General features: G+C 64.4%; 21 protein-coding genes, 1 tRNA gene and 1 pseudogene. 11 read left to right on the top strand and 12 right to left on the bottom strand.

Going from position 1 to position 18,925, the window contains the following annotated elements; all coding sequences use genetic code 11:
- The first annotated feature begins 230 nt into the window (after positions 1-230).
- A complete protein-coding gene (locus AC57B1_RS17900) occupies positions 231-656 on the top strand; it encodes a hypothetical protein (protein ID WP_408293433.1) in 426 nt (141 codons plus the stop codon).
- A gap of 117 nt (positions 657-773) precedes the next feature.
- On the opposite strand, the gene AC57B1_RS17895 is transcribed toward AC57B1_RS17900, so the two are convergent.
- Together AC57B1_RS17895 and AC57B1_RS17890 are read right to left on the bottom strand one after the other, a co-directional pair.
- Complete coding sequence (locus AC57B1_RS17895) at positions 774-1,907, bottom strand: enoyl-CoA hydratase/isomerase family protein (protein WP_496418192.1); 1,134 nt, start codon at positions 1,905-1,907, stop codon at positions 774-776.
- A gap of 46 nt (positions 1,908-1,953) precedes the next feature.
- Entirely contained in the window at positions 1,954-2,841 is an 888-nt protein-coding gene (locus tag AC57B1_RS17890) for a TetR/AcrR family transcriptional regulator (RefSeq protein ID WP_496418191.1), read from the bottom strand.
- A 133-nt stretch (positions 2,842-2,974) separates the two neighbouring features.
- On the opposite strand from AC57B1_RS17890, the gene AC57B1_RS17885 reads away from it, so the two are divergent.
- On the top strand, positions 2,975-3,973 hold the full coding sequence (locus AC57B1_RS17885) for an NAD-dependent epimerase/dehydratase family protein (protein ID WP_496418190.1): 999 nt from the start codon (positions 2,975-2,977) through the stop codon (positions 3,971-3,973).
- Positions 3,974-4,180: 207 nt separating this feature from the next.
- On the opposite strand, the gene AC57B1_RS17880 is transcribed toward AC57B1_RS17885, so the two are convergent.
- Positions 4,181-4,651, bottom strand: a complete 471-nt coding sequence (locus tag AC57B1_RS17880; RefSeq protein WP_496418189.1) for a DUF1488 family protein — start codon at positions 4,649-4,651, stop codon at positions 4,181-4,183.
- Positions 4,651-4,929: a hypothetical protein gene (locus tag AC57B1_RS17875; protein ID WP_496418188.1), complete on the bottom strand. Its 279-nt coding sequence runs from the start codon at positions 4,927-4,929 to the stop codon at positions 4,651-4,653. Before AC57B1_RS17875 ends, AC57B1_RS17880 begins: the two co-directional genes overlap by 1 nt.
- A 299-nt stretch (positions 4,930-5,228) precedes the next feature.
- Between AC57B1_RS17875 and AC57B1_RS17870 the strand changes: the two genes are divergently transcribed.
- Positions 5,229-5,420, top strand: a complete 192-nt coding sequence (locus AC57B1_RS17870) for a hypothetical protein (protein WP_091794665.1) — start codon at positions 5,229-5,231, stop codon at positions 5,418-5,420.
- Positions 5,421-5,492: 72 nt separating this feature from the next.
- Positions 5,493-5,882 carry a hypothetical protein gene (locus AC57B1_RS17865; protein WP_496418187.1) on the top strand — a complete coding sequence of 130 codons (390 nt, stop codon included), beginning with the start codon at positions 5,493-5,495 and terminating at the stop codon, positions 5,880-5,882.
- Positions 5,883-5,925: 43 nt separating this feature from the next.
- Here AC57B1_RS17865 and AC57B1_RS17860 read toward each other — a convergent pair whose 3' ends face one another.
- Both AC57B1_RS17860 and AC57B1_RS17855 read right to left on the bottom strand, forming a co-directional pair.
- On the bottom strand, positions 5,926-6,258 hold the full coding sequence (locus tag AC57B1_RS17860) for a DMT family transporter (RefSeq protein WP_408183291.1): 333 nt from the start codon (positions 6,256-6,258) through the stop codon (positions 5,926-5,928).
- A gap of 10 nt (positions 6,259-6,268) precedes the next feature.
- On the bottom strand, positions 6,269-6,766 hold the full coding sequence (locus AC57B1_RS17855; protein WP_496418186.1) for a heme-degrading domain-containing protein: 498 nt from the start codon (positions 6,764-6,766) through the stop codon (positions 6,269-6,271).
- A gap of 240 nt (positions 6,767-7,006) precedes the next feature.
- Between AC57B1_RS17855 and AC57B1_RS17850 the strand changes: the two genes are divergently transcribed.
- From AC57B1_RS17850 to AC57B1_RS17820, 7 genes are all read left to right on the top strand, one after another.
- Positions 7,007-7,083, top strand: a tRNA-Met gene (locus tag AC57B1_RS17850).
- A gap of 406 nt (positions 7,084-7,489) precedes the next feature.
- The gene (locus AC57B1_RS17845; protein WP_091794676.1) at positions 7,490-8,035 is read left to right on the top strand and encodes an NUDIX hydrolase; all 546 of its coding nucleotides are present in this window, start codon (positions 7,490-7,492) and stop codon (positions 8,033-8,035) included.
- 9 nt (positions 8,036-8,044) lie between these two features.
- Positions 8,045-8,782 (top strand): leucyl/phenylalanyl-tRNA--protein transferase, encoded by a 738-nt coding sequence (gene aat / locus AC57B1_RS17840; protein WP_408183019.1) that lies wholly within the window; start codon positions 8,045-8,047, stop codon positions 8,780-8,782.
- Between the two features lie 114 nt (positions 8,783-8,896).
- On the top strand, positions 8,897-9,718 hold the full coding sequence (locus AC57B1_RS17835; RefSeq protein ID WP_408343306.1) for an arginyltransferase: 822 nt from the start codon (positions 8,897-8,899) through the stop codon (positions 9,716-9,718).
- 79 nt (positions 9,719-9,797) lie between these two features.
- Positions 9,798-10,859, top strand: coding sequence for a quinone-dependent dihydroorotate dehydrogenase (locus AC57B1_RS17830; protein WP_496418185.1), 1,062 nt, complete (start codon positions 9,798-9,800; stop codon positions 10,857-10,859).
- Positions 10,860-10,988: 129 nt separating this feature from the next.
- Complete coding sequence (locus AC57B1_RS17825) at positions 10,989-11,783, top strand: cystine ABC transporter substrate-binding protein (RefSeq protein WP_091794682.1); 795 nt, start codon at positions 10,989-10,991, stop codon at positions 11,781-11,783.
- Positions 11,784-11,890: 107 nt separating this feature from the next.
- Positions 11,891-12,550 carry an amino acid ABC transporter permease gene (locus tag AC57B1_RS17820; protein ID WP_091794684.1) on the top strand — a complete coding sequence of 220 codons (660 nt, stop codon included), beginning with the start codon at positions 11,891-11,893 and terminating at the stop codon, positions 12,548-12,550.
- A 128-nt stretch (positions 12,551-12,678) separates the two neighbouring features.
- Here AC57B1_RS17820 and AC57B1_RS17815 read toward each other — a convergent pair whose 3' ends face one another.
- The 6 genes and pseudogenes from AC57B1_RS17815 to AC57B1_RS17790 form a co-directional block, all read right to left on the bottom strand.
- The gene (locus AC57B1_RS17815) at positions 12,679-13,677 is read right to left on the bottom strand and encodes a Gfo/Idh/MocA family protein (RefSeq protein WP_496418184.1); all 999 of its coding nucleotides are present in this window, start codon (positions 13,675-13,677) and stop codon (positions 12,679-12,681) included.
- Between the two features lie 147 nt (positions 13,678-13,824).
- Positions 13,825-14,544 (bottom strand): FadR/GntR family transcriptional regulator, encoded by a 720-nt coding sequence (locus AC57B1_RS17810; RefSeq protein ID WP_408343298.1) that lies wholly within the window; start codon positions 14,542-14,544, stop codon positions 13,825-13,827.
- Positions 14,545-14,878: 334 nt separating this feature from the next.
- Positions 14,879-15,445: a flavin reductase family protein gene (locus AC57B1_RS17805; RefSeq protein ID WP_408343296.1), complete on the bottom strand. Its 567-nt coding sequence runs from the start codon at positions 15,443-15,445 to the stop codon at positions 14,879-14,881.
- A pseudogene (locus tag AC57B1_RS17800) lies at positions 15,420-15,577 on the bottom strand (hypothetical protein); the annotation flags it as partial. The pseudogene AC57B1_RS17800 and the gene AC57B1_RS17805, both read right to left, overlap by 26 nt.
- A 36-nt stretch (positions 15,578-15,613) precedes the next feature.
- Complete coding sequence (locus tag AC57B1_RS17795; RefSeq protein WP_496418183.1) at positions 15,614-17,518, bottom strand: alpha/beta fold hydrolase; 1,905 nt, start codon at positions 17,516-17,518, stop codon at positions 15,614-15,616.
- Positions 17,519-17,742: 224 nt separating this feature from the next.
- Positions 17,743-18,735, bottom strand: coding sequence for a glycosyltransferase (locus AC57B1_RS17790; protein ID WP_496418182.1), 993 nt, complete (start codon positions 18,733-18,735; stop codon positions 17,743-17,745).
- Positions 18,736-18,925 lie beyond the last annotated feature (190 nt).

Raw genomic sequence — 18,925 nt, 5'->3', positions numbered from 1 at the left:
CTTGTGGATGCCTGGTGGACGCGTGGTGGACGCCTTTTTGGAACCGAGTTGCGTCGAGCAAGCGCGTGTCACGCTCGCTAACGCGCCGGGCCGCGCGACGTGTACCGCCCTCCCGCCAGCCCCGGCGCGAAGCGACAGGTCTGGGGCCGCTCTATATAATGGCGCACGTTTCCAATAATCCGGTGCAGGCCACGCGACACCACGCCGCCTGTACCCTGGCGGTGCAATGCATGCAAAAACTCATCCTGCCGTTCGTCGCCGGTTTTCTGGCTTCACTGTTCTTCCACGAATCGACACTGGCGCTGCTGCACGCAGCCGGGATGATCGACCCGACCGGTTTTTCGACCGCGCCGTTTCTGCCGCTCGGGCTACCTGAGTTCATCGCCAACGCGATCTGGAGCGCGTTCTGGGCCGTGCTGATGGCGTGGCTCCTGCGCGTCGCGCCGCATCGTCGCGCGCCCTGGGTGCCGGCCTTCGTGTTCGGCGGCATCGCATTGACGGCGGCGAGCGTGTTCGTCATCGATCCGCTGCGCGGCATCTGGCCGAGCGGCAATATGCTGCCGCGCCTCGCGGTCGGTTTCGCGGCGAATGCCATGTGGGGCTGGGGCGCGCTGGTGTTCATGCGCGCCTTCATGGCAAGCGAAGATGAGGAGTGAGTGTGGACAATGCGCGTGGGCAATGAACGGTCCCCGCACGCTCGCCGCACGTCACGCGCCACGCTGACATGCCGCTCGCAACGACGGCATGACTTTCCGGCGTTTCAGGCTTAGGGCCTAACCGCGCAAATCCCGCAACGGGTGTTCGCTGGCCGGCCACGGGCTCTCGAACATCTTCTCGACCTCGGCGGCGCTCACGTCTTCAATGCGCGCAAAGCGCCAGCGCGGCGCGTTGTCCTTGTCGATGATGCGCGCGCGAATGCCTTCGATCGTGTCGCCCTGCAGAAAGCTGGAGCGCGTCAGATCGAGATCGCCGCGCAGCACGTCCGCCATCGAACCCTCGGCGCGCGTCACCACTTCCAGCGACACCGCCATCGACAACGGCGAACGTTCGCGCAATATCGCGATCGTCTGTTCGGCCCAATCGGCGGCCTCGCCGCTGTCGCGCTCGCTTTCGAGCGAGGCGAGAATGCGAGCGATATCCGGCAACGCGAAGTGACGGTCGATCAACGCACGCGCCTGTGCGAGCGACGAGGCCTCCGGCTGCGGCACGACCTGGTTCGCAAGAGCCTCACGCTCGATGCACGCCACTACGTCCACGCCTCGTTCGAACAGTTCGCTGCGCAAGGTATCGATCAGCGCGGGCAATGCCGCGTCCTCGATGTAGGCGTCGGCCAGACCGGCGTAGAGCGCATCGGCCGCGTCGATCGTCTCGCCTGTCACGGCCAGATAGCGCCCGATCGCGCCAGGTGTGCGGGCCAGAAACCAGCTCGCGCCGACATCGGGAAATAGCCCGATGCGGGTCTCGGGCATCGCCAATCTGGTCGAGTTGGTGACGACGCGCAGGCCGCCGGTACGATGCGCGCCCTGTGAAATACCCATGCCGCCGCCCATCACGACGCCGTTCATCAACGCGATATACGGCTTGGGATAAGTGAAGATGGCGTGATTGAGCCGGTATTCCTCGCTGAAAAACGTGTCGCGCGCGTCCTGCTCGCCACGCTGCGCCGTCTCATACAGAAAGCGGATATCGCCGCCCGCGCAGAACGCGCGCGGGTGCTGGCTGCGCACCACGACGGCGAGCACATCGGGATTTTCGCGCCACTGGTCGAGCGCCGCGTGCATTGCACGAATCATCCCGGTCGACAGCGCGTTCAGCGCCTTCGGCCTTTCCAGTTCGATGAAGCCGATGCGGTTGGCTACGTAGGTCGCGATTTCGTCGCTGACGGCGGGCGAGGCGGGAATGGACATGGAGTGCTAGGCGCAGCGGCGCGATATGAGGTGGAAATGAACGGTATCACGCACGAGTGGGTTTGCGCCTTGAAGCGGGCGCAGGCGTGGGAACCTTGGCCGTCGCCGCTTGCGCCGGCTTCCTGGCCGGCGTCTGCGTGGCAGGTTCCTTGTCTTGCTCCGCCGGCGACTCCGCGCTCGCGCCAGAGGGCTTTTTCTTGCGTGTACCCGCGGTCGTCGCGATGCGCTGCGACGGCGCGTTGTTTGGCGTCGCATCCGACACGCCCAGCCAGGTATCTAAAGCGACGCCCACGACCGTGTCGAGCGGTGCGGTAGGAAACACAGGACAGGTGAGGTTCAGTGCAACGATACCGTGCAAGGTCGCCCAGAAGGCCTCGGCCCACACCGCCACATCCGTCGATGCCGGTAGCCCGCCCGCCGCTTTGAGTTCCTCCAACGCGGAGATCATGATGTGCAACGCGGCCTCGCCGGGGTCGTCCTCGGGTTCGGCCGAATCACCACCCGCCGCGTCCGCTGGCGTGACTGCCGTGTCCTCGCCCGCCGCCGCCCTTCCCTTGAGCGCGCCGCCCAAAGCCGCGCCGGTATAGCTCGGATCTTCCATGAAGATCAGCCGGTAGGTTTCCGGATGCGCGACCCCGAACGCCACATAAGCCCGCCCGAGCGCCTTGAGCCGCTCAGCCGGATCGGCGATGCCCGCGAGCGGCACGAACGTCTCCAGCAATTGCGCGTAGCCTTCCGCGCACAATGCCTGCGCGATCTCGTCGCGGCTCGCAAAGTGCAGGTAGAGCGTGGCCGGTGAATATTCGATGGCGTCGGCGATCTTGCGCATGGACAGCGCGGCGAAGCCCTCGCGCATCACGATGCGGCGGGCGGCATCGAGGATGCGTTCGCGCAATGCCTGCTTCTGGCGGTTCTTTCGTTCAGCGATTCCCATGGCGAACATTCTCCGGTTGACAAACTGAAAAGTCAAATTAAACTGAACACCGTTCACTGAACGGCGTTCATTAAATTTTCATTCGTCAATCCATTCATGCAGGCGCGATGCGGCGCCGTTTCGAGGAGTCGTCATGCAAGCCATAGGCAAGGTCGGTTTATTCGGAGCCGCGGGCGCGGCCGGTCAGATCATTGCAGCGGCGCTCAGTGCGGCGGGCCGCGATTACCGCGTGGTCGGCCGCTCCCGCGAGGCGCTCCAGGCCGCGTTCGGAAACGATCCGCATGCGGAGATCGTCACGTGGAATCCGGACGACCCCGCTTCGATTCGCGCGGCCGCGCAAGGTCTGCAGACGGTGATCTACCTCGTGGGCGTGCCGTACGACCAGTTCGCCGCTCATCCGCCGCTCATGGAGCGGACCCTTGCCGGCGTGAAGGCGGCAGGCGTCGAGCGCTTCATTCTGATCGGCACCGTGTACCCGTACGGCCGCGCGCGTGGCAATCCGATCAGCGAAAATCATCCGCGTGAGCCGCACACGTTCAAAGGACGGATGCGCCTCGCGCAGGAAAATCTGGTGCTGGCAGCGCATGGACAGAACGGCCTCTCGACCCTCGTGCTGCGCCTGCCCGACTTCTACGGCCCGGGTATCGAGCGCAGTCTGCTAAACGGCGTGTTCGAGGGCGCGGCGAACGGCAAGCGCGCGCAGGTGATCGGACCAGTGGATATGCCGCATGAATTCATCTATCTGCCGGATATCGGGCCGGTGGTCGAAAAGCTCACGCGCACGCCGCAAGCGTATGGGCGCTGGTGGCACCTTGCCGGCGCGGGCACGATCACGCAGCGCGAAGTGGCGCGGCAGGCCTACGTGCTGGCGGGCCGCGAACCGAAACTGCTGGTGGCCGGCAAGACGCTGCTGCGCCTGCTCGGTCTGTTCAATCCGTTGATGCGGGAACTGGTGGAGATGAACTACCTGATGACCGAACCGGTCGTGCTCGACGATTCGGCGTTGACGGAACTGATTGGCCCGATCGCCAAAACGTCTTACGAGGAAGGTATCCGCCATGCGTTCGATGCGGCACGCGAGGCGGCAGCCTCTAGCGCTGGGGCAAACAGAAGCGCGGCGAATGCGGCTTGAACGAGGGCGATGATAGCTGTGGAGGAAACCGTGAGCGGTGTTCGCGTGGCCAGTTGCCTGCCGGCTAGCGGCCGTTTATGCCAACGCAGGACGGATCGGCTCGGCCCGCGCCACCGATCGGCCGCACGCTGCAGCAATCCGGAGCGCTCGGCCGCAATGCGGAGCATTCGGCAGCACTCTATTCCAATGAGTCGCACTCACGCGTCATCAACCGCCCACACCGCCCACGTTGCCCGGCGGAAAATGGCCGCTTTTCAGCAGCACGGGCGTGCCGTTACTGATCTGCAAGTGCTCGCGCGCCACCGCTTCGATGCGCGGACGTCCGGCGTCGAACGCGCGCATCCACCCTTCCAGGTCTTCGGAGTAGGCGCCGAAATGATCTTCGAGCGCTTCGACCGAAATCGCGCACGGCACCGGTTCGCCGTCCACCAGCGCGGGAAACACAACGGTCAGATTGGAGTCGCGGTAGGCAGGCGCGTCCGCGGGAAACCGAATTTCCATGGTCGCCTCATCAGAAAGGTCCGGCAGGAAACCGGCGCCGGCGAGAGAGGGCCGGCCCCGGACAACGTCGATATGGTACTCGCGCGACTGGACCGCGGTCCAGCCTGCGGTGGCGCTTTCTTCAGCAGTTTCGACGTTGCTCCCGGCGATGCCTTGCTCCCTTGGAAACACGGCCATCAAGCGCCTCCCAGCAGGCGGTCGACGTAATCCCGCGCGGCCTGCTCGACAAAGAAGAGCGCCTCCTCTTCGCTGCCGAAGCGCTGGCCATCGCCGAGATCGAGCAAGGTTTCCATGCGGTGAGGATCGTCCGGGCCGTGTTCGGCGAGACTCACCGAGCCGACGTAAGTCCCGCTCGCACCGCCCGCAGGCGTGGCCGGCGTATCGGCCGCGTGCACGAGACGCGCGGTGGCGCTGATGTAGTAACCACGATAGGGGCCGCTGACCCGTTCAGCCATATTCGTTCTCCTCGTTGCAATTCATGAGCGGATGCCGCGTGGGCGAGTGTCCGGGACGCCTGCTCACGTTGACCCCGTGTCTGAGCGCCGTGTCGACCCTTGCGCGCCTCGTCCATACGGAACAGGCGTCGGAGCGCCACGGCTAACCACTATGTAAGGCGCCTCGCGAGCCGATTAGTTCTGTACAGCCAGCCAGCGAGGCGCCCAATCGCACTTGTGCGGCCCACGCCGGTCGAACCACCTAGTCGGCACGATCCGTGCTGCCGCGACGACGCCCTTTTCAAGTCAGCGAGCGCAATATGGGAAAATATTTTCTGCAGAACCACGAACTGCCCGAGCCTGATGCGGCAAACACATGGTTTGCCTATGCCGAAAGCCACGGCATCGACATTCCGAAAGCCATCAGCATCTGGGAAGACGCGGCCACGGAAACAGGCGCTGAAAGCCGCCGGCTGGTCAGCGCAGCGGGCATTACGATCGAAACGCCCTGAGCTTGCCCCCAACGAACAGGCGCTCCTTGTCTGCGTGGCAAGCCCACTATCACTCTGAAAGGAAACATCACGATGCATTTCATGACGCAACTGCGCCGCGCCGGCCGCCTCAACCGCCTTCGAACCAGCGCAGCGCTTGCCCTGGTTCGCCGGACGTCGCTCGCGGCGGCTTTGCCCGCAGCCGTGCTGTTGGGCGCGGGGCTGGCCGGCTGCGCATCGTCGAACACCACATCGCTGATCAATCTGCCGAACGGCCAGACCGGCTTCGCCGTGAATTGCAGCGGCGCCGACGCCGCTTCCAGTTGGGCCTCGTGCTACGTGCAGGCCGGCAAGGCATGTGGCGCGACGGGCTACGACATCGTGTCGAAAGACAATGACGAAGGCGCCGCCGCGGGCGGCAGCGTCACCAACGTCGTCTCGGCCAACGTGAAGAACCGTTCGATGATCGTGCGCTGCAAGTGAGCGCCCGTGGCGCCTGTGGGTGCGCGATTCGGTGCGCGATGCCTCAGTGCGCCTGCATCTTCGAAAACATGTTCAGCACGGCGACACCGGCAATGATCAAACCGAGCCCGATAATCGCCGGCACGTCGGGCACCTGCCGGTACAACACCACCGCGACCAGCGTGATCAGCACGATGCCGGCGCCGGACCACACCGCATAGACGATGCCGACCGGCACGCTCTTGAGCGTCAGCGACAGGCAATAAAACGCCACGCCATAGCCAAGCACGACCACCACCGAAGGCACCAGCCGCGAGAAGCCCTCCGACGCACGCATCGCGGAGGTCGCGATCACCTCGGCCACGATCGCGATGCCCAGCAATGCATAAGCAGGCAGCCGCATCGCCTCAGGCCTTTGCAAGCGCGAGCTTGCTGTAGTCGTGACCGAGGTGCGCGCACAGCGCTTCTACGACCAACTCGTGATCGGCGCGCTGCGGCAAGCCCGACACCGTGATCGAACCGATCACGCCCGCGCCCGCCACCGTCAGCGGAAACGCGCCGCCGTGCGACGCATATTCCGTGGCGGGCAAGCCGTGCTTGTCGGCGAGCGTGCTGCCGGCCTGCTGCATCTTCAGACCGATTGCGTACGAACTGCGGCGGAAATGCGCGACCGTGTTGCCCTTGCGGCGTGCCCAATCGACGTTGTCCGGCGTCGCGCCGCCGAGCAGACTGAAGAACAGCGGCTGACCGAACGTGCGCACGTCGATCGCGGCGGGGATGCCACGCGCCTTGGCGACCTCGTGCAGGTAGGCGCCGACTTGCCAGGCGCGGTCGGCATCGAAGTGGGGAAACACTAGCGCGTGTTCCTGGCCGGCAATCACCTGCAGATCGTGAGCGATATCCATGGGGTTCGGATCAAAGGTAAGAGGTGAAGCGTGCGCCGCCGTGCATGCAAGGCGGCGTCGCGAGAAGAATCTGAATTCTAGCGCAGCGCCTTACGCCGGCCTTCCGGCATGCGACGCGCGCAGTGCGTGCCGCGACCTTGGCAAGCTCACGCGAGCCGCACGATGCATTGGATTGAAGCCGGCTCTTAAATAGCTATTGCATCCGCGCCCAACTTCTTCTATAATCTTTTCTTCGACGGACGCGGGGTGGAGCAGTCTGGCAGCTCGTCGGGCTCATAACCCGAAGGTCGTAGGTTCAAATCCTACCCCCGCAACCAAGTGCATTTAGCGTGTTCAACGTGGTGCGCAAAAAGGTTCGAGACGTCGAAACAAAACATTGAAGGCTTGCCCAACCGGCAGGCCTTTTTTGTTTTCTTTCAAGATCTTTCATAATGCGTTGCGCGCTGCGTGCGGCGCACACGTCTTTCCCGCATTCGCATTTCATCAGCGGCTCTCGATCACCACTCGCACTGCCCACACCACGTTTCGCCCTCACGGTTCAAGCCTCGGGCTCAAGATATTCTGCACCCCAAATTAAAAATACCGCCTCCTGTGCCCCAGTCTTCGGCATGCCCCTTGCCAGCTAACCCAATCGTTGCCGAATACCGCGCATCGCAATTTTCCGACGTGAGTAAAAACGCGCCCCAGTGATAAACTCCTATCACCCTTTCCTGTCCCCTTCCTATGAAATTCTGTTCTGTCTGCGGCCACGGCGTCAGTCTGAGCATTCCGCCGGGCGACAACCGCGAGCGCTTCGTCTGCGTCAGTTGCGGCACGGTGCACTATCAGAATCCACGCAACGTGGTCGGCACCGTCCCGGTCTGGGACGACAAGGTGCTGCTGTGCCGTCGCGCGATCGAACCGCGCTACGGCTACTGGACGCTGCCCGCGGGCTTCATGGAAATGGGTGAGACGACCGCCGAGGCGGCATCGCGCGAAACGCTGGAAGAAGCCGGCGCGCGCGTCGAGGTGCAGAGCCTTTTTTCGCTGCTGAACGTGCCGCACGTGCATCAGGTGCATCTGTTCTATATGGCGCGCCTGCTCGATCTGGACATTGCCGCCGGCGAGGAAAGTCTCGAAGTGAAGCTCTTCGAGGAGCACGAAATCCCTTGGGACGAGATCGCCTTTCCCACGGTTGGCCAGACTTTGCGTTTCTTTTTCGCCGACCGTGCCGCCGGCAGCTTCGGCCTGCACACGGGCGACATCTTCCGCTCGCTGCGCGAAGGTTGAGCGGCGCGCATGGTTCCGTGGCTCGGCCCCGACGATCCGTTTCCGCCCGTCGAGCGTGCGCTCGGCGCGACCAGTGGCGCGCCCGGCCTGCTCGCCGCCAGCGGCGATCTGCTGCCGTCGCGACTGATCGACGCCTATCGGCGCGGCATCTTCCCGTGGTATTCGGACGGCCAGCCCGTGTTGTGGTGGAGTCCCGACCCGCGCATGATCCTGCGCCCGGCCGAATTCAAAGTGTCGCCGTCGCTGCGCAAGACGCTCAGGCGCGTGCTGCGCGAGGACGCGTGGGAAATCCGCGTCGACCATGATTTCGCCGCCGTGATGCGCGCGTGCGCTCAGGCGCCGCGACGCGGACAGCGCGGCACATGGATCACCGCGGACGTCGTCGAAGCCTATTCGTCGCTGCATCGGGCAGGCGACGCGCACAGCATCGAAACCTGGTTCGAAGGCAAGCGCGTGGGCGGTTTGTACGGCGTGTCGTTCGGCAAGATGTTCTTCGGCGAATCCATGTTCGCGGACGTCACCGACGCGTCGAAAATGGCGCTGGCCGCGCTTGTCGGACACTTGCGCCGTCACGAAATAGAAATGATAGACTGCCAGCAGAACACGTCGCATCTGGCGTCGCTGGGCGGCCGCGAGATAGCGCGCAAGGCGTTCATCGCGCATGTTCGCGCGTCGGTCGAGGCACCGCCGATTCCCTGGCGCTTCGACAAGACCGTGTTGCTCGAGATCGTCGCGCCAGCGGCGTAGGAAGAATCAGGCCGAATCCGGATCCGCCGCCCACCGAGCCGCGGGTCACGCCGCGGGTGGTCAACCGCAAGGCGCCGGGTTTGCATTACCAGAGACGCTTCGAGAGCTGCCAACGTGACTCATCCCAACGAGCTGCCTCTTTCCCCGCTTTCGGCGCTGCAATTTTATGCAACGGCGCCCTACCCCTGCAGTTACCTGGATGGGCGTATCGCGCGCTCGCAGGTCGCCACCCCCAGTCACCTGATCAACTCCGACGTCTACACCGACCTCGTCAAGGCCGGCTTCCGGCGCTCGGGCGTGTTCACCTACCGGCCGTATTGCGACGGGTGCCGCGCGTGCGTGCCGGTGCGCGTGCCGGTCGACCAGTTCGAGCCGAACCGCACGCAGCGCCGCGTCTGGAAGAAACATGGCGAGCTGATCGCCACCGTCGCACCGCTCCATTACGACGAGGAACACTACGCGCTCTACATGCGCTATCAGTCGGCGCGGCACGCGGGCGGCGGCATGGATCGCGACAGCCGCGACCAGTACGAACAGTTCCTGCTGCAGAGCCGGATCAACTCGCGGCTGGTCGAATTCCGCGAACCGCTGCCGGAGCGGCCGGATGCGCCGGGCATTCTGCGCATGATCAGCATGATCGACATTCTCGGCGACGGGCTCTCGTCGGTGTACACGTTTTTCGAGCCGGGTCTGCCGAACACGAGCTTCGGCACCTACAACATCTATTGGCAGATCGAGCAGGCGCGCAGCCTGAAGCTGCCTTACGTGTACCTCGGCTACTGGATCCGCGAGAGTCCGAAGATGGCGTACAAGGCGAATTTCCGCCCGCTCGAAGGTTTGATCGACGGCGCCTGGCGGGTGCTCGATCCCACGGGCATCGACCTGCCGCCGGTCGATCTGGCGATTCACGGCAGGCGCCCCCCGTTCAAGCCGTAAGCCAGCTGCGGCCGGTCGCGGCGCGCTCGCGCAAGCCGGCTTCATTAATGCGTCAAGGTAACGCTTCAAAGCCGGTAAAATGGCGGGTTCCCATTTTTCGGCCACCCGGCTTCGTCCCGTGTTCAGTTCCCTCTACCCGCTCGTACGCGCCCAACTCTTTCGCATGGACGCGGAAGATGCTCACCACCTGACCCTGCGCATACTCGGCGCCGCCGGCCGCACCGGCCTCGCCGGCGCGCTCGCGCCGCACGTGCCGGATGCGCCGCGCACCGTGATGGGGCTGACGTTCCGCAATCCGGTCGGGCTCGCCGCGGGCCTCGACAAGGACGGCGCCTGCATCGACGGTCTCGCCGCGCTCGGCTTCGGCTTTATCGAAGTCGGCACGGTGACGCCGCGCGCGCAGCCGGGCAATCCGCGCCCGCGCATGTTCCGTCTGCCGCAGGCGAATGCCGTGATCAACCGGATGGGCTTCAACAACGCCGGCGTCGACCAGTTCGTGAAGAACGTGCAGGCCGCGCGCTACCGCGGCATTCTCGGCCTGAACATTGGCAAGAACGCCGACACGCCGATCGAACGCGCCGCCGAAGACTACCTGTACTGCCTCGAACGCGTGTATCCGTTCGCCAGCTACGTGACGGTCAACATCTCGTCGCCGAACACGAAGAATCTGCGCCAGTTGCAAGGCGCGGGAGAACTCGACGCGCTGCTCGCCGCGCTCAAGGACAAGCAGCAGCGTCTGGCCGACATGCACGGCAAGCTGGTGCCGCTCGCACTGAAAATCGCGCCGGACCTCGACGACGAACAGATCAAATCGATCGCCGACACGCTGCTGCGCCACCGCTTCGAGGGCGTGATCGCCACCAACACCACGCTGTCGCGCACCACTGTGACCGGCATGCAATACGGCGACGAAGCCGGCGGCCTGTCGGGCAAGCCGGTGTTCGACGCGTCGAACGAAGTGATCCGCAAGCTGCGCGCGGAGGTCGGCGAGACGGTGCCGATCATCGGCGTGGGCGGGATTTTCTCCGGCGACGATGCGCGCGCCAAGATCGCAGCCGGCGCGTCGCTGGTGCAGCTCTATACCGGCTTCATCTACCGCGGACCGGCGCTGGTGCGCGAATGCGTGCAAGCGCTGCGCTGAACGCGTGCGCGTGCGCAGCACGGCAGCCGCGCCAGTAATATAGACATAAACAAACGATATTTTGGTTTCGATAGTCTGCTTTGTTATGCTTTCGTCTGCTAAAACGCCAGCCGTAAAAAAAGGAACTCGATGAAATTTGGCTTGTTGAAAAAGATTCTGGTCGCCGGTCTGATCGGCGCGTCGTTCACCGCCGTGACCGCCCACGCCGACGACCTGCTCGATCAGGTCAAGCAGCGCGGCACGCTGCGTATCGGCCTGGAGGGCACCTTCCCGCCGTTCAATTCGAAAGCGCCGTCGGGCGAACTGGTCGGTTACGACGTCGACATCGCCAAGGCCGTAGCCGCGAAGCTCGGCGTGAAGCCGGAATTCGTCACGACCGAATGGAGCGGCATCATCGCCGGTCTGCAGGCGGGCAAATTCGACGTGATCGTCAACCAGGTGGGCATCACCGACGCCCGCAAGCAGGCGCTCGACTTCTCGCCGGCCTACACGTACTCGGCCGCGCAACTGATCCAGCGTAAGGACGACACGCGCCAGTTCAAGTCGCTCGACGATCTGAAGGGCAAGAAGCTCGGCGTCGGTCTGGGTACGAACTACATGGACATGGCGAAGTCGGTGCCGGGCATCGACGTGAAGACGTATCCGGGCGCGCCCGAGTATCTGCGCGATCTGGCCGCCGGGCGTCTGGACGCAGCGCTCAACGACCGCCTGATGCTCGCGTACCTGATGAAGAACTCGCAGTTGCCGCTGCGCACCGGCGCGAACGTTGGCGCGGGCAACCCGTCCGGCATCCCGTTCAGGAAGGGCAACCCGAAATTCGCCAAGGCGATCGACGACGCGATGACCCAACTCGAAGCCGACGGCACGTTCTCGAAGATCTCGGACAAGTGGTTCGGTATCGACGTCACGAAGCCGGTCAAGTAACACGCGCTGACTGAAACGAAGGGCGGCATCGTCGGCGATGCCGCCCTTCGCGCTTTGACGGCAACGTTTATGATGTGCGCTTTTGCGCGCCAACCCGACCACCGCTCATGTCCACCACTTCCCTGCTCGTTGAATCGCTGCCCGTGCTCGCGCAAGGCGCCGTCCTGACGATCAAGTTCGCGGTTCTGTCGATGTTCTTCGGCCTGCTTGCCGGCGCCGTGCTCGCCTTGATGGGCGTGAGCCACAGCCGCGTGCTGAACTGGATCGCGCGCATTTACGTGAGCGTGATGCGCGGCACGCCGCTGCTGGTGCAGATCTTCGTGATCTATTACGGCTTGCCGAGTTTCGGCATTTCACTCGACCCCACACCCGCCGGCGTGATCGCCCTGTCGGCGAATGTCGCGGCGTACCTGTCGGAGAGCATGCGCGGCGCGATTCTGGGGATTCACAAGGGTCAGTGGCTCGCCGCCTATAGTCTCGGACTTTCGCGCCGCCAGACGCTGCGTTATGTGATCGCACCGCAGGCCTTGCGCATTGCCGTGCCGAGTCTGTCGAACAGTCTGATCAGCCTCATCAAGGACACCTCGCTGGTGTCGGTGATTACCGTGACCGAACTGCTGCGCAGCGCGCAGGAGATCATCGCCTCGACGTATCAGCCGCTGCCGCTGTATCTCGCGGCGGCTGCGGTCTACTGGGTGCTGTGCCAGGTACTCGAAAGCGTACAGCGCTGGTACGAACGTCGCCTCGCGCTGCCGTCGCGCCACTGAAGAACCGGCGCGCCGACAGTGGCGGCGCCCCGAAGCGCCGGGACGCACCGGGGCGCACCGTAGCGCGCCCGCTCGGATAAGCGCCGGATAACGCGGCGCAGCCCGGTCGCCGCATGTTTAGCCCGCGCTCACTCCCCGGCGAACTTCAGCCCGAGCGCCGCGCGCGCGGCGTCGGCCATCGCGATCATCTGCAACGACTTGGCATGCGGCATCACCGGGCTTTCCACCTGCCCCGCCCGGATCAGTTCGCAGAAGTGCGCCGTCTCGTAGTTCAGGCCACCGCCTTCGAACGGCTCGTCGAGTTCGACCACGCGTCCATCGGCATAACGGATCGTCGCGCGCGACGGGTTCCACCATGGCTCATGAATCGTGACGTGGCCATGACTTGCCATCAACAGCGCATCGCCTTTGCCGTGCAGATCGAGCCCGCAGAACAGCTGGGCGATGCCGCTCTCGTGCCGGCTGTTCAGGCTTGCAAAGGTATCGACGCCGGTCTTGCCGAGCCGCCCGAGCGTCTGCACCTCATGCGGCGCGCCCAACCAGTCGACGGCGAGAAACATCTCGTAGATCCCGATATCGAGCAGCGCGCCACCCGCATGCTCGAACGACAGCGACGGGTGATCGTCCGGCACGCCCGGCACTGAGCAACCGGCCCGCACCAGCCCCACCGTGCCGATCGGGTCGGCGCTTAGATGCGCGCGCAACTTTCTGTACAGCGGATAGAACGGCGGCTTCATGGCTTCCATGAAGAGCCGTTGCGCGGCGCGCGCGGCGTCGAGCACGCGCTCGAGTTGCGGCTGATTGATGGTGGCGGGTTTTTCGCACAGTACGTGCAGACCGGCTTGCAGCGCGGCGATCGAGTAGCCGGCGTGACTGTCCTGGACGGTGGCGATATAGAGCGCGTCGATACCGCTTGCGAGCAGCGCCTCGAAACTCGCGCAAACTTCGCCGCCGAACTCCGCGGCGAAAGCCGCGGCCGGTTCCGCGCGGCGTGACCACAGCGCGGTCAGTTGCGCCTGTGGCACATGAGCGAGACCTTGAGCGAAGCGACGGGCAATGCGGCCCGTCCCAACGATTCCCCAGCGGACCATGCCGTCCAGCGAGGCTTCCTGCGTTGCGATTGTCATCGTTCCTTCGAGTCCATGCAGTTCAGAACAGGCGCTATTGTCGCGCATGCCACACGCTCTCGCGTAGGGCTGAACTCGCGCCTTTTCGTGCTGCGCAGTCTCACAAGGAAAAAACCAGAATCCGGCGTGCCGCCGCGGCGGTCGCGCTCAGCCGTGCGCCGGCGGGTCCGCAGAAAACTGGCTGCCGACTTCTTCCGCGGTGTAGTCGATCATGGCGAGCGAGGCGACTTCCGCTTCCTTCGGATCGCGCCGTTCAATCGCTTCGACTACGCGCTGATGCGAATTCACCGCCGTTTCCCACAGCCCGTCCCGATCGGTGACGATGGGGTTCACGGTCGACAGCGCGCCGCGAATGATCGCCGCCATCTGCTTGAAGAACTGGTTCCCGCTCGCCACCACGATACGGGTATGGAACAGTTCGTCGGCTTCCTGATAGCCCGGCTCGCTCGGCCGAATACCGCGGAATGCCTCGAACGCCTCGCGAATCGCGGCGATATCCGCCGCGCTGCCGCGTGCGGCCGCCTGCGCCGACGCGCGCGGTTCGATCAGGATGCGAAACTCGATCACGTCGCGCAGAAACAGCGGATCGGGTTTCGCACGAAAACGCCATTGCACGACGTCCTCGTCGATCATGCGCCAATCGCTCATCGGCCGGATGCGCGTGCCGATTTTTGGCCGCACATCCAGCATGTCGCGCGCGAGCAGCATCGACAGCGCCTCGCGCATGACGGTGCGGCTGACGTCGAACTCCTTCGACAGCACATCCTGCGGTGGCAGTATGGCGCCGTACTTCTCTTCGACGATGCCCGTGACCAGTCCATCCATGACCTTGCTCACGAGCGATCGATCTTTGTTTGCGTGTTCCATCACACTCTCCCCGAAGCGGTGTTTGCCCCCGCGTAGCCTGTTGATCGAGCGGCCCCGTGTGTCGTTTTATTGGTGTGACAATGTTGTTCTACGATACGTTGCTAGCTTCAAAACGCTTGCGCCAGTTGGGACACTTCCTGAGAGGGTTATCCCTCTGAAGAATTGTTTCTTCCGTGAAACGCCGCATATCTTGACGGGCCATAAGCTTGCGTTTCAAGCGTGCCTGCGTCGTGAAATTTGCATAGTGCGAAGACGCACGTTGCGAGACGAATTGTCTGATCTGCAACGATTGAGGCGGATATGGACTGGCGGAAAGCGACGGTTGGCATTCGCATCAACGCGTAGTCGCCGCGAGCGGCGGCGAGTCCAGTGCGCCATCCTGCGCCGACACGGATCCGTAGCGTCCACCGAAAAAAATCAGGGGCGCGTGCTCATCCAGCGAGAACACCAGCACCTCGCCGACGAACAACGTATGGTCGCCGCACGGATGCCGATCCACCACGCGCGCCGCGAAACGCGCCGCCGCGTGTTCGAGGAGCACGACATCCGGCAACCCCTCGACCGCCGCGAAGCGCGGCGCGAGCCAGCTTTGCGGCTCACCGGCGAAGTGGCGGCTATGCGGCTCCTGCGCCTCGGACAATACGCTCACGCCAAACAACGCGCTGTCCATCAGACGCTCGTGCATACGCGCCCGGTGTCCGACCGAGACGACGACGAGCGGCGGCTTGAGCGAACCCGACATGAAAGCATTGGCGGTCATCGCGTGCAGACTGTCGCCGCTGCCGGTCGAGATCACCACGACCCCGGTCGCGAAGCGCCCCAATGCACGGCGAAAGCGCTGCTCGTCGAAAGCGGCCTGCGCGGGCTGCGGCGTTTCAGCGTGAAGTACCCTTGCCTGCATGGCCGTTCTCCTGATCGCGACCGTACTGATCGTCGAAACGGACGATGTCGTCTTCACCGAGATACCCGCCCGATTGCACCTCGATTATTTCCAGCGAATCTTGCCCGGGTTGTCGAGCCGGTGCGTGACGCCGTGTCTACACGTCAGCCGACAATTCAGGCGCAGGCACTACGCCTGACCGAATAAACGAAACGCGCGCGCACGCTTGACAAGCCATTGCGTGGCCCGCGCGCGTCGCCCACCGGCGCGCCTCGCGAGCGGCTCGCGGGCGGTGACGGCGTCGGGCACGCGCCGCTCATTGAAGGTGTCGCGATAGAACGCTTCAAAATACGACATCACGTTTTCCTGCGCGCTGGCCGACAGGATCGCGTGATCGGTGTGCTCGCAAAACGCCGCGCGAATGTGCCTGAAGCGCTGCAGCCGCGCGCCACGCACGCCGAAATGGCGCTCGAGTTCTTCGACGCCTTCGTCGAGCACTCCGAAGAGGAGCCGTGTCTCGACACCGTGCGCGTCCACTGCGGCGAGGAGGCTCCGCTCTTCCTGCGCACCGAGTTCAATGCCGCAAATACGTTCGATCCGATCGGCAAGCGTCGCGCCGAACCGCGCCGCGAAGCGTCCCGCGAGTTCGCGCGCGACCGGCCATCCGCCCGTTTGCCCCTTCAGCACGCGCAGCCATTTGCGCGGCTCGCACATCGAGCGCAGATAGCTGCGTGTCGAACCAAAAGCCGCGACCGCGACGGTCGGCTTGCCATGCGCGTCGCAGATGTTTTGCCACGTGAATTTCTGCAAGTTCACCAGCACCGCGCCGAGCACCGCCGGTTCGCGTGCCGCCGCATGCAGGCCGACGTAAGCGCCGGCGCAGATGCCGAGCAGCACCGCGCCGCGATGGCCCTGCGCTGTCAGCCAGCGCGCCGCACAGGCGGCGTCGTCGACACCCGACTGCGCGTACAGCGCGTCGAGGCTCAGCGCATCCAAAGATGGCATGCTGTCGCCCAGACCGCCGAGATCGACTCGTAGCGAAGCAATGCCTTGTCGCGCGAGTCGCCTGGCAAAGCGCACGCCAAGCCGCGCATTGCCGATTCGCGAGACCGCGCCTGTATTCAGCAGCAGCGCCGCTGGCGCAGTAACGGCGCCGTGAGCTTCAGGCCGGCAATAGATGCCGAACAGCCTGCCGCCGTCGAGCCATATCGGCGTTTCAACCACGCCGGACTCGACCACGTGGGTCGTCTCGCGATTAGAAGTGTGTGGGGCGCTGCCATGGGTATCGCTGATCGTGCCCGCGCGCCCGGATGCAATCGCATGAGCCGCGCCATCCACCAACCAGTTCTCTATCGACTGAAACGCGGACTGCGGAATCTCACTATCGAGCGACTCCATCATGAACCTGCTGTACTCATCGAAAGGCTGCCGTTCAACGGCGACGCCTTGCTCGCGGTAATGCGCAGCCAGCGCGTCGACTCGCGCGGGGTCCAGCGAATCGAGCATGAGCACGCGACCGGCCGGCCGCGGTGCGTCGCGGGTCAGATCGACAGCACGCAGACTCTCCAACGTATCCTGATAGAGGCGAAAGCCGTACGCCTCGACGAAAGCGTCGGTATCCGGCTCGGGCACGCAGTCCATCGCAGCCGGAATCGACAGCCATTGACGATAATGCGCGCGCAGCTCGCGCTGATAGTTCTTGCCCGACAGGACCGGCGCGAGCAGCACGAGACCGTCCACCCCGCCGAGTTCCTGAGCGGCGAGCGCCGCGAGCGTGGCGCCGAGCCGCAATCCGCACAACGTCACGCGTTCGACACCGGACGATTCGCGCAGCAATGCCTCGGCTTGCCTGATGCTGTCGATCCACGCGCGCCAGCGGCCGGGTTCGCTCGCCTCGCCTGCTGAATCGCCCGTGCCCGGGTAATCGAAACGCAGCACCGGCATGCCGCGCGCGGCGAGCCGCTCGGCCAGCCTGCGCATGCCGCGATACGTGCACAGTGCGTCGTAGCCGAACGGATAGCACAACACCACCCCGTCCGGCCCACTCGCCGGATGCAACCAGCCGAACTGGCCATCGAAGACTACTGGCCTCACGCTATGCTCCTCACGGGGTCCTCCCTTTCAACGCATTACAACAAACGTCACATGACTCATATGTACGTCCTGCCACATTGTCTCGGAGTCCGATTCATCGGCGAATGCGCTTGATCCCGCTCGATCCGCTTGATCCGCTTGATCCGCTTGATCCGCTTGATCCGCTTGATCCGCTTGATCCGCTTGATCCGCTCGATGCGGGTGATCGGAAACGGCCAGCGTAGTCAGTTGCCGTGCGGCGCACGCAACGCGAACGTCGAGCGCGCGGCGAGCAGCAAGTGATAGAAGAACCGCGCGCGCAGTCTGTCGCGCATCGGGTAATGCTTCGACAGCAGCACACGCCACGCGGCAGCGGGCTCGCCGGCTCGCGCATAGGCGGAGGCCGCGCGCGGCGCCACGCGGCGCAATGCATCATCACGCGCGGCCTGTGCCGCAGCCGGAACATGGCTCTCGCGAAGTTGTGCAAACGCGTGCATCGCGGGTAACGCATGCGTTGAAATCGACAGCGCCGTTTCGCGCGATACCGAGACGCACTCGTTCACGAAGCAGATCGCCGTTGCGTCCACGCTGAGCCGCAAGCCGAAATCGAAGTCGCACGCTTCGCCGACTTCGGCGGCCGGGCGATACCCAATGCGGCGTGCCGCCAACGTATCGACCAGAAAACCGTTGTTCGGGAACATCTGGTCGATGCCGGCCAGCGCCGGTATGGGCAAACGGCCGGCACGCTCGGGCACGCGCCGGTAATCGCGATTCAGGCGATCGCTGGCTTCGGGGCGCGGCGTGCCGTCGTCGGCGATCACGCGCTGCTTGCCGAACGCCGCTGTCAGATCGGGGTAGGTTCGCCAGCATGCATCGAGACGATTCAACGCATGCGGTTCCAGCAGATCGTCGTCGTGCAGGAGCACGAGCCGGGCGCCGCGAGCACGCGCGAACAGGCGATTCACATTGGACGCCTGACCGAGCCGGGGCACGTTGCGTTCGTAACGAATGGGCCGGTCGCTGCGCAAGCGGCAGCGTTCCACGACATGCCGCGCGCTGTCGTCGGTCGAGTCGTCGCCGATCACGATTTCGAACTCGCCATAATCCTGCGCGTGGCAACTGTCGATGGCCTGTTCGAGCAACGCAGGCCGGTTGCAGGTGGGAATGCAGATGGAGATGAGCCGCGCATCCAGTCCACTCGCGCCGCTCCCGCCCTGTTCGTCGATGCGCTCAGCCATGGATGTCCCACCAACCGCTCGCGCCCAGGTCCCCTTGCATTCTGGCCGACGAGCGGCGCTCGAATCCGGCACGTTTCATTGTCAAACCCCGTTCGATGATTACGCGGCAACAACCCAGCCGCGCGGCATTACCTTCTGATGATTTGCATTTAACCTCGCCGGATGGCAAGTATCTGTACGGGCACACACA

The sequence above is a fragment of the Paraburkholderia sp. BGA-UO-ETr-F21 genome, assembly GCF_059567925.1.
Note: the sequence above shows the minus strand (reverse complement) of the source record. Positions and strands in the feature narration are given on the sequence as shown.

Bases quoted from the DNA above. Each gene is read 5' to 3' on its own strand.
- AC57B1_RS17870 (WP_091794665.1), top strand. From the start codon at position 5,229: ATGGGAAAATATTTTCTGCAGAACCACGAACTGCCCGAGCCTGATGCG.
- AC57B1_RS17880 (WP_496418189.1), bottom strand. From the start codon at position 4,651: ATGGCCGTGTTTCCAAGGGAGCAAGGCATCGCCGGGAGCAACGTCGAA.
- AC57B1_RS17820 (WP_091794684.1), top strand. From the start codon at position 11,891: ATGTCCACCACTTCCCTGCTCGTTGAATCGCTGCCCGTGCTCGCGCAA.
- AC57B1_RS17815 (WP_496418184.1), bottom strand. From the start codon at position 13,677: ATGACAATCGCAACGCAGGAAGCCTCGCTGGACGGCATGGTCCGCTGG.
- AC57B1_RS17875 (WP_496418188.1), bottom strand. From the start codon at position 4,929: ATGGCTGAACGGGTCAGCGGCCCCTATCGTGGTTACTACATCAGCGCC.
- AC57B1_RS17865 (WP_496418187.1), top strand. From the start codon at position 5,493: ATGCATTTCATGACGCAACTGCGCCGCGCCGGCCGCCTCAACCGCCTT.
- AC57B1_RS17900 (WP_408293433.1), top strand. From the start codon at position 231: ATGCAAAAACTCATCCTGCCGTTCGTCGCCGGTTTTCTGGCTTCACTG.
- AC57B1_RS17810 (WP_408343298.1), bottom strand. From the start codon at position 14,544: ATGGAACACGCAAACAAAGATCGATCGCTCGTGAGCAAGGTCATGGAT.
- AC57B1_RS17790 (WP_496418182.1), bottom strand. From the start codon at position 18,735: ATGGCTGAGCGCATCGACGAACAGGGCGGGAGCGGCGCGAGTGGACTG.
- AC57B1_RS17805 (WP_408343296.1), bottom strand. From the start codon at position 15,445: ATGCAGGCAAGGGTACTTCACGCTGAAACGCCGCAGCCCGCGCAGGCC.
- AC57B1_RS17890 (WP_496418191.1), bottom strand. From the start codon at position 2,841: ATGGGAATCGCTGAACGAAAGAACCGCCAGAAGCAGGCATTGCGCGAA.
- AC57B1_RS17825 (WP_091794682.1), top strand. From the start codon at position 10,989: ATGAAATTTGGCTTGTTGAAAAAGATTCTGGTCGCCGGTCTGATCGGC.
- aat (WP_408183019.1), top strand. From the start codon at position 8,045: ATGGTTCCGTGGCTCGGCCCCGACGATCCGTTTCCGCCCGTCGAGCGT.
- AC57B1_RS17895 (WP_496418192.1), bottom strand. From the start codon at position 1,907: ATGTCCATTCCCGCCTCGCCCGCCGTCAGCGACGAAATCGCGACCTAC.
- AC57B1_RS17885 (WP_496418190.1), top strand. From the start codon at position 2,975: ATGCAAGCCATAGGCAAGGTCGGTTTATTCGGAGCCGCGGGCGCGGCC.
- AC57B1_RS17855 (WP_496418186.1), bottom strand. From the start codon at position 6,766: ATGGATATCGCTCACGATCTGCAGGTGATTGCCGGCCAGGAACACGCG.
- AC57B1_RS17845 (WP_091794676.1), top strand. From the start codon at position 7,490: ATGAAATTCTGTTCTGTCTGCGGCCACGGCGTCAGTCTGAGCATTCCG.
- AC57B1_RS17830 (WP_496418185.1), top strand. From the start codon at position 9,798: ATGGCGGGTTCCCATTTTTCGGCCACCCGGCTTCGTCCCGTGTTCAGT.